Genomic DNA, 6,633 nt, shown 5'->3' on the forward strand with positions numbered 1-6,633 from the left:
TTATAGCAAGCAGAAACTCTCGCTCATCACCTGAGGAATTCCTCAATACAGTCTGCGACAATATTTGACGTTTTCGAAAGCGACGATGGTCGATTACCTTAACTTCAACACCTGACTGTTCGTGGCGATCCAATAAGGCTGGTATCAGTCCGGTAAGAACGATGATTTTCCTGGATGAGCACTCTCGCCATAATCGGGCATCTCTAGTAACCTCACGAATCATTCCGTTGCCTGCGCAGCTGAACTCTTTAATTGGAAACTCGATCAGGTCTTTTATCAGATTTCTGCCTATGGAAGAGCTCAGCCTGGAGGAAAGGCTCAGCCTGGATCTTCCATGGCGAATATCGATTTTTACAGTCTCAGCCATATGTATGTACCTTTCAATTAACCAAACCTCAAAAGTACTTTTGAAGTCTTGGACCAATCCCTGGAGTACACACCGAAAATAATGGTAAAGACAGGCCATGGGGTTGTCAAGGGTCTAAGGTCCCTGTATCGTCTTAATCGACGTGAAATCATATGACACAAGAAAAAGGTCTCACATATGGCAAAAGATACAGATAACAACAAACGACAGATCAAAATTTTCATTAATGCAGAAGAACATCGGAACGTGAGGCTGGCTGCTGCCCTCATGGATACGACGATGGCTGAGTTTTGCCGCGATATAGTTTTAAAGGAATCCCATGATTTGACTAAGAACCTCAAGCTGCCTGCTGAAACTGATAGTTCTGGTAGAAAACCTGCCTGAGTGGAACATCTGTAGCCGTTACTTGATTACCCAGCGTCGTATGACACAGTGGGTCTGTCGAGATTCAGAACGCCTGCAGCTGTTCGCCAGATTTTCAGTTCCTGCCCCAAATCTTTCTGGCGATCTTAACCAGAAGTGGTAATGACTCTCTGCAAGTGGTTCCCTTTGAGATGCTCCACAGGTTTTGTAAAAAGAAGCAGAACGCATCTCCCGGCTGTAGAACCGCTTTGATTTCAACTGGATCGGGCAGGTCTGCGAATAAGTAAAGTCCTGCTGCGACTGCGTTTTTATAAAGTCGGCATTCTGAGAGGAATCCGGTTTCCCGAAGTACTACATGGTTCCTCGATTTTCAGGCAACATTTTTGAACCTGTGGCACCCAGCGGTCGTTCCCACCAGTACAGATTACGTAGCAGATCCTCTCAACAAAAGGGTGTGGGCAATAGTGGAAGTGAGCAATTCGAAGATGGTTGCAGGTGAGGGAGTAGAGGCTGGATGCAGGATCTTTCGTCCCCCCAGAGATTATCGAGATGGAGGAGTGCTGACATTGACTTTTTTCACGGTCATCGGAGTTGCCTGGTGCACTTTCATGATGGTAGTGACTCCACCAGATCGAGATGTTTTTATCATCCTGTTTGCAGTTACTTTGTGGGCTGTTCCTGCGAGTCTGTCAGGTTGGATGCTGCTGAAATACCGAAGGGTTTCACTTACGATTGAGCCGGGTACTATCACCGTTCAAGGAATATTTTCTCGTAACTTTTTTGATCTCAATGACGTGCAGAAAGTTTGCTGGCGTCTTTTCCCCATGGGTTTACGCGTTTTTACGACTCCCCCCGAAACGGTATCTCTGTCTGTGAGTCATTTCAGCCGTGAAGACCAAGTCTGGCTGATCCGCTATTTTCGTCAGAGTTTTCCTGAAGCGATTCAGGAGAACTGGCCGTTGTACTGCCTGCATGTAGCCAACCGTTTGAGGGCAGAGAAACACACGGTGGTACGACCGCCCGGACCGGATGAAATCCTGATTACACGGAAACGCTACGATCGGATCATCATTCCTTTAATTCTTGTTTCTGCTGTCGCAGGAATCCTCATTGGAATCACGCTACACAACTTTGCCCTGCTTGTCCTGCCTTTTCTCATTGTCATATTCAGGTTCATCCTGAGAAATGCCACTCCACGGGAGGGACAGGTTCAGAAGCGACTTCTCGCCGACCGGGAAAACAGAGCCGTGTATTTACTGCTGGGATGTTGGAGTATCCTAGGTATTGGAAGTATCATCATCTGGAAATTAAACATCCCAGAGTCTGTGAAAATAATATCCTCACTTGTACTGATCCTGGTGCTTATTCCAGTCGTGATTCCAGTTGTCATGCGCTCAGAAAAAGAACGAAAGCAGCGCGAACAAATCAAAGCGGAACAGGCGGTGCGAGAGTGGGAAGCTGAATCAACGTATTTTGAATTCCGCAATAAAGAACCTTAAAACTGACATTGCATGCGCCCCACAAGCATATACGTTTCTGTGGAATCGTGCTCTGAGTAGAAATATTTTCCAGATCAACGCGTCACAAGTCCTCACTGACATGATGAGCTAGTCAACGCCACCGCGTCCTCGTTCTGAGTGATCAGTCTAATGGACTCGTTCTCGTAAATCAGGATCGTCACTAAAAAGCTGTAATACTTGGATGGCGTATTCGATAATCTGCTCTCGATTGTCCCCTATTCGGGGGACATGACGGCCGTTACAAACTGACAACATCTGGTTCGTACATTGACAGTGCTGTATAATGATGCTTGGTTAAATTTCAAATTAGAAAGTACTTTTTGAATCCGACATCAGATTTAGAATGGAGTCTTAAGATGATCATGACAAACGCCTTGGTTAAGGCAGATCCGTTTGCTACCCCCAGCTGGAGGTGGGATGTAGCAGAACAACTTTGTAATCAACCAGGCCTTAAAGCGGTACCTGAGGATCAGATAACCAGAGACGCATTAAGCTACCTCAAAACCGGGGACAGACAGAAATTCCCCGAGATTCAAACTTCCTACCAGATATTTAAGGAAGACGGTCTTCGCCGCGCAGAACTGGAGCCGAGGATTCTGGTCGGACAGTCTGACTCAGAAATTGCAGGTTTCTGTAAACTCACTCCAGCAGTGGTTCAGGTTTATGCCGATCTATTCTTCTGCGTGCGTGACTTCCCGGGAGGCTCTGACTGGAAACTCAAGCATGCAGTCGGCAAGCCCCACTTTCACGGTTATCAAGATCACAACCTGCGGCAGATGTGGAACTGGTTCGGCCTGACTGGGCAAACGGAGGTATTAAACTGGGTGATTAAATCTTATCACGATGAACTTAAGCCGGGTGATGAGCCAACCCTGAGTGTTTATTTACGCCCTTCTGCCAGTGTGGACCTGAGAGTACAGGCCCTCATCGCAGAACTGATACCTCCGATTCTGCAGCCCCATAACAGGTGGGAGCAAAAATTTATGTTCGATTCACTATCCATCAGGCTGATGGTCACGTCGGAAGAGAGGGACAGAGCATTACAAAAGTATAAAAAAGACCGCGTCAAATATGTGTACCAGTATCTGACGGGTCAGATTAAGAGCCAGCCCCCCGAAACAAAATCTCACAACACAGCGCCTGGTTCATCAGAAAGCGTGTTTAAAAAGATCCAGAAGAGTCCGAGATCTCTGGAGCCCAGGGGCAGCTAACCCTATCCTGCCCTTTTTTACTGGATGGTTCTGGGGAAAAGAAAAAAACGTAGCGCAACATCATGGAGGATTACATTGAGTTGGGAAAAGAAGAGAGGCGGACGCCAGTATTACTACAAGAGCCAGCGCGTTGATGGCAAACCTGTTAAAATCTATGTGGGCTCAGGAAATAAGGGAGCCGAAGCAGAGCGACAGGACCAGGAACGTCGTCTGCAACAGCAGCGTGACAAGCAGCACTGGGAGACGATTCTTTTCCACGTCGACCAGGCATCTCATCACACAACGGAATTAGCTTCCCTCGTGACGCTGCTATATAAAGCATTGTTAATTTCCTGTGGCTACTATCTCCACAAAGGACATGAATGGAGGAAGCGTAAAACATTATGACGGAGCATACAAAAACACCCAGCAATGACGAACAAGAGGCCTTGGAGTCGGTCATCAAGAAAGCCAACGCAGGGGATCAGAAGGCTCTCAGTATTCTACGAAAATTTCTTGATCAACAGCCCCAGATCTGGAATGAGGTTGGTGACATTGCCAAAATAGCCGAGAGAGCGTGGATCTCACTGATCGCAAAAGGTGATACTCTGGCTCAAGAGGCGATTAAGAAAAAAATGGCTGCCCTCAAACAGGATATCCTGGGAGACTCAACTCATATCTTTGATCTGATGCTGGCAGACGTGATTCGAGCGACCTGGCTGGAGATGCACTATTTGATGAGTGTTGATGCTGACGCCACCAACAGGTCTGCTGGCCAGAGTGCCTTGATGATGAAACGTATCGAATCTGCACAACGCAGGCTCACATCAGCCATCAAGCAGCATTGCCAGATCAAGAAGATGCTGCCTGATGAAAACCAACTGCCCGATCTCAGGATCTTTCAGCCGCGTCAAGACAGAGCTTGATTTTGCCCTGCTCATGTTTCTGTACAACCAGGATGGCGATTTGGGAAACGCCATCCTGCGACATGGAAATAAGGCCAGCGCGAAATCCTGGCAGAATGTGCTGTTGCCGGTGATCGAACGGTATCGCCACTTGAGTATTCCGAAGTTCTTTCGCGGCAATGCGGGTTCGTCAATCCAGCACTGTATCGTGTGCTGGAGAAAGAAGGTTAAATTCCACACTCCTCTGCTGACCAGCCGCAGTCTGCAGAAACTACTGACGTGTCAGATGAAAGTTCATGGTGTGGCACTCATGATGTTCTTGTTACAGAACTCGTTGTTGGTCGTGTAAATATGCTTTGACAAACTCGATCCAGCGACAAAAGATCTGTCAGAGTGTTTCTTCACAGTAAAACTGAAACATCTGGTATACACAGGAGTCGCAAGTATTTGTATCATGCGAACCAGACATCTCAAGGTACAGTATGAGTCGCGCACTGAGGTATTGCAGAAAATGAACATTAGAGCCGTTTCTATTTTTCTGGCCAGCCTGTTATTCTTCCAGACAATCAATTCAAATCCTTGTTCTGCGGAAGAAGTTGTTGCAACGGTTTCCACCGCGGAAAGCACTGCTGTCTCAGCAGAGAAGCCCCGGTTCCTGGATCAGTTTACTGATTCACAGTTAACGCAACTGCTGGAAGGCATCAAAGCCGCCGGCGCTTATGGCCCCTCGGGAATTTCCGGTTCGCTGCGGTCGGTTGCTGACGCTGTCAACCAATTCCCGTATACTCACCAGGATATTCAGCCGACCGACCAGCCGGCAACGCATTCAGTCCCGCAATTGAGACAGGGACTGTTGTCACTGCGGAATTCGATCACAACGTTAGAAATTTCATTTCTCAAAACCGTCGTCTTTGAACAGCCTGATGCGAAAATAAAAACCAGACAGCTCCACTATGCCTTTCAGGGATTACGGCAATACCTGGAAGACGCAGATGTACTGCCCGATGGATCGTTGACCAGTCATAATGTGAATGTGTACGACGGAAAGGAAGGACGCCAGCTCTCAAAAACGCTCAAGGAAGCTAGCCAGGGGCTCTACAAGCCTCAATTTTTGGCACAGGAGGTACAGATGTATCTGCAGAATATCCCGGTCTTTGTCGGCCCGTGTGCCGCAGGGCATGAGCCACATGAAGATGTCGCGGCTTTACTCTTTGACTATGAAGCCCTCTGCCGGGTATTACCCACTCTCGAAACCGTGGATGGCGCTCCCTGCCATGTGGTTGTCTGTCCGCTTGGTTTTCTGTTCTGGATCGAGGTCAAAGATCATACCTGTAATCTGCGCCGGGTTGCAGAGTTCAGAATGGAAGGGGAACAGAACGCACTCGTTCTGAACCGCATTCTGGCACATCACGACTTTCGCCAGATCGGTGCGGGGTTAGAATGGCCGTTCAAAACTCGGGAAACGTATTTTGAAGACGTCCTGCCCGACGGCACCCGTTATCAGGACGACTCGCTCTTCAGCGACCGCTATTTAACGAAAGAATATACCGTGACGGATCTCAAGCGAAACAACAGCATTGCCGCGGGCCTGTTTCAACTTTCATTTCCCCCTGACACCCTGGTCGCGGATCTGATCCAGCAGCGATATTATCGAAACCCCGATGATCCACAAGACCTGGCAGACGCCATCAAAGAAGGCTCCCCTATTCTGGCCGACGGAATCATCCCGGACTGGAAGCGCATCCGCTTTGGTGAGCCGCCCGGATATCTGGAACAGATCTTTCATTCCAAGTGGATTTTCTGCGGCTGCTTGATCATAGTACTGCTTCTGGCCTGGGTGGTTAACTCTTGCACCTCGTCCGCGCAGCGAGAAGATTCGTAAACAGTAGGAACCAGAAACCAGGGGGGAGCCCAGATCCCTAAAGAATCAGCCATGTTGAGTGTTGTTCAAACTCCGGAGGGGCCCCAACTGAAAATCAAAGTGGGTGATCTGGTCTGCACAACCCCACAGCTGACAGCCCGCCGGGATAATGAGGAGCCATGGACAATTACGCCTGTCGGTGGCCAGATCGAGATGCGACGCGGCAAGGAGGTTACTGCAGGCCCCATCATCAAAGTATTATTACGATTTTGATTGTCGTCACGATTTGACTCAGCGCCGGTGATTTACAATTCAGTTCCCACATCGACTTCGTCGAAAAACTGTCCCTGATCTTCAGGGGGCATTTCCTTAAGGAGTATCTCAGAAATCAGTTTGTCAATTTAAGAAAGTGATTCTGGTTTGCGTG

Annotated in this window: 9 protein-coding genes; 8 read left to right on the forward strand and 1 reads right to left on the reverse strand. The window is 48.3% G+C overall.

Annotated elements, in window-relative coordinates:
• The coding region (locus tag AACZ40_RS27505) for a hypothetical protein (protein WP_339676763.1) at positions 1-367 on the reverse strand (367 nt) is incomplete at its 3' end.
• Between the two features lie 177 nt (positions 368-544).
• Here AACZ40_RS27505 and AACZ40_RS27510 point away from each other — a divergent pair.
• From AACZ40_RS27510 to AACZ40_RS27545, 8 genes are all read left to right on the forward strand, one after another.
• Entirely contained in the window at positions 545-751 is a 207-nt protein-coding gene (locus AACZ40_RS27510) for a hypothetical protein (protein ID WP_339676765.1), read from the forward strand.
• Between the two features lie 803 nt (positions 752-1,554).
• Positions 1,555-2,229: a hypothetical protein gene (locus AACZ40_RS27515; protein ID WP_339676767.1), complete on the forward strand. Its 675-nt coding sequence runs from the start codon at positions 1,555-1,557 to the stop codon at positions 2,227-2,229.
• A 383-nt stretch (positions 2,230-2,612) separates the two neighbouring features.
• On the forward strand, positions 2,613-3,461 hold the full coding sequence (locus tag AACZ40_RS27520; RefSeq protein ID WP_339676769.1) for a hypothetical protein: 849 nt from the start codon (positions 2,613-2,615) through the stop codon (positions 3,459-3,461).
• Between the two features lie 75 nt (positions 3,462-3,536).
• Positions 3,537-3,848 carry a hypothetical protein gene (locus AACZ40_RS27525; RefSeq protein ID WP_339676771.1) on the forward strand — a complete coding sequence of 104 codons (312 nt, stop codon included), beginning with the start codon at positions 3,537-3,539 and terminating at the stop codon, positions 3,846-3,848.
• Positions 3,845-4,366: a hypothetical protein gene (locus tag AACZ40_RS27530; RefSeq protein ID WP_339676772.1), complete on the forward strand. Its 522-nt coding sequence runs from the start codon at positions 3,845-3,847 to the stop codon at positions 4,364-4,366. The genes AACZ40_RS27525 and AACZ40_RS27530 overlap by 4 nt, the downstream gene beginning before the upstream one ends.
• Before the next feature lie 40 nt (positions 4,367-4,406).
• Positions 4,407-4,694: a hypothetical protein gene (locus AACZ40_RS27535; protein WP_339676773.1), complete on the forward strand. Its 288-nt coding sequence runs from the start codon at positions 4,407-4,409 to the stop codon at positions 4,692-4,694.
• Between the two features lie 162 nt (positions 4,695-4,856).
• Entirely contained in the window at positions 4,857-6,227 is a 1,371-nt protein-coding gene (locus AACZ40_RS27540; RefSeq protein ID WP_339676776.1) for a hypothetical protein, read from the forward strand.
• A 51-nt stretch (positions 6,228-6,278) separates the two neighbouring features.
• The gene (locus AACZ40_RS27545) at positions 6,279-6,479 is read left to right on the forward strand and encodes a hypothetical protein (protein WP_339676778.1); all 201 of its coding nucleotides are present in this window, start codon (positions 6,279-6,281) and stop codon (positions 6,477-6,479) included.
• Positions 6,480-6,633: the final 154 nt, after the last annotated feature.

The sequence above is a fragment of the uncultured Gimesia sp. genome (genome assembly GCF_963972345.1).
In the GTDB taxonomy this organism is placed as follows: Bacteria; Planctomycetota; Planctomycetia; order Planctomycetales; family Planctomycetaceae; genus Gimesia.

Coding starts and splice junctions, on each gene's coding strand:
- AACZ40_RS27545 (WP_339676778.1), top strand. CDS start 6,279: ATGTTGAGTGTTGTTCAAACTCCGGAGGGGCCCCAACTGAAAATCAAA.
- AACZ40_RS27520 (WP_339676769.1), top strand. CDS start 2,613: ATGACAAACGCCTTGGTTAAGGCAGATCCGTTTGCTACCCCCAGCTGG.
- AACZ40_RS27530 (WP_339676772.1), top strand. CDS start 3,845: ATGACGGAGCATACAAAAACACCCAGCAATGACGAACAAGAGGCCTTG.
- AACZ40_RS27540 (WP_339676776.1), top strand. CDS start 4,857: ATGAACATTAGAGCCGTTTCTATTTTTCTGGCCAGCCTGTTATTCTTC.
- AACZ40_RS27515 (WP_339676767.1), top strand. CDS start 1,555: ATGGGTTTACGCGTTTTTACGACTCCCCCCGAAACGGTATCTCTGTCT.
- AACZ40_RS27510 (WP_339676765.1), top strand. CDS start 545: ATGGCAAAAGATACAGATAACAACAAACGACAGATCAAAATTTTCATT.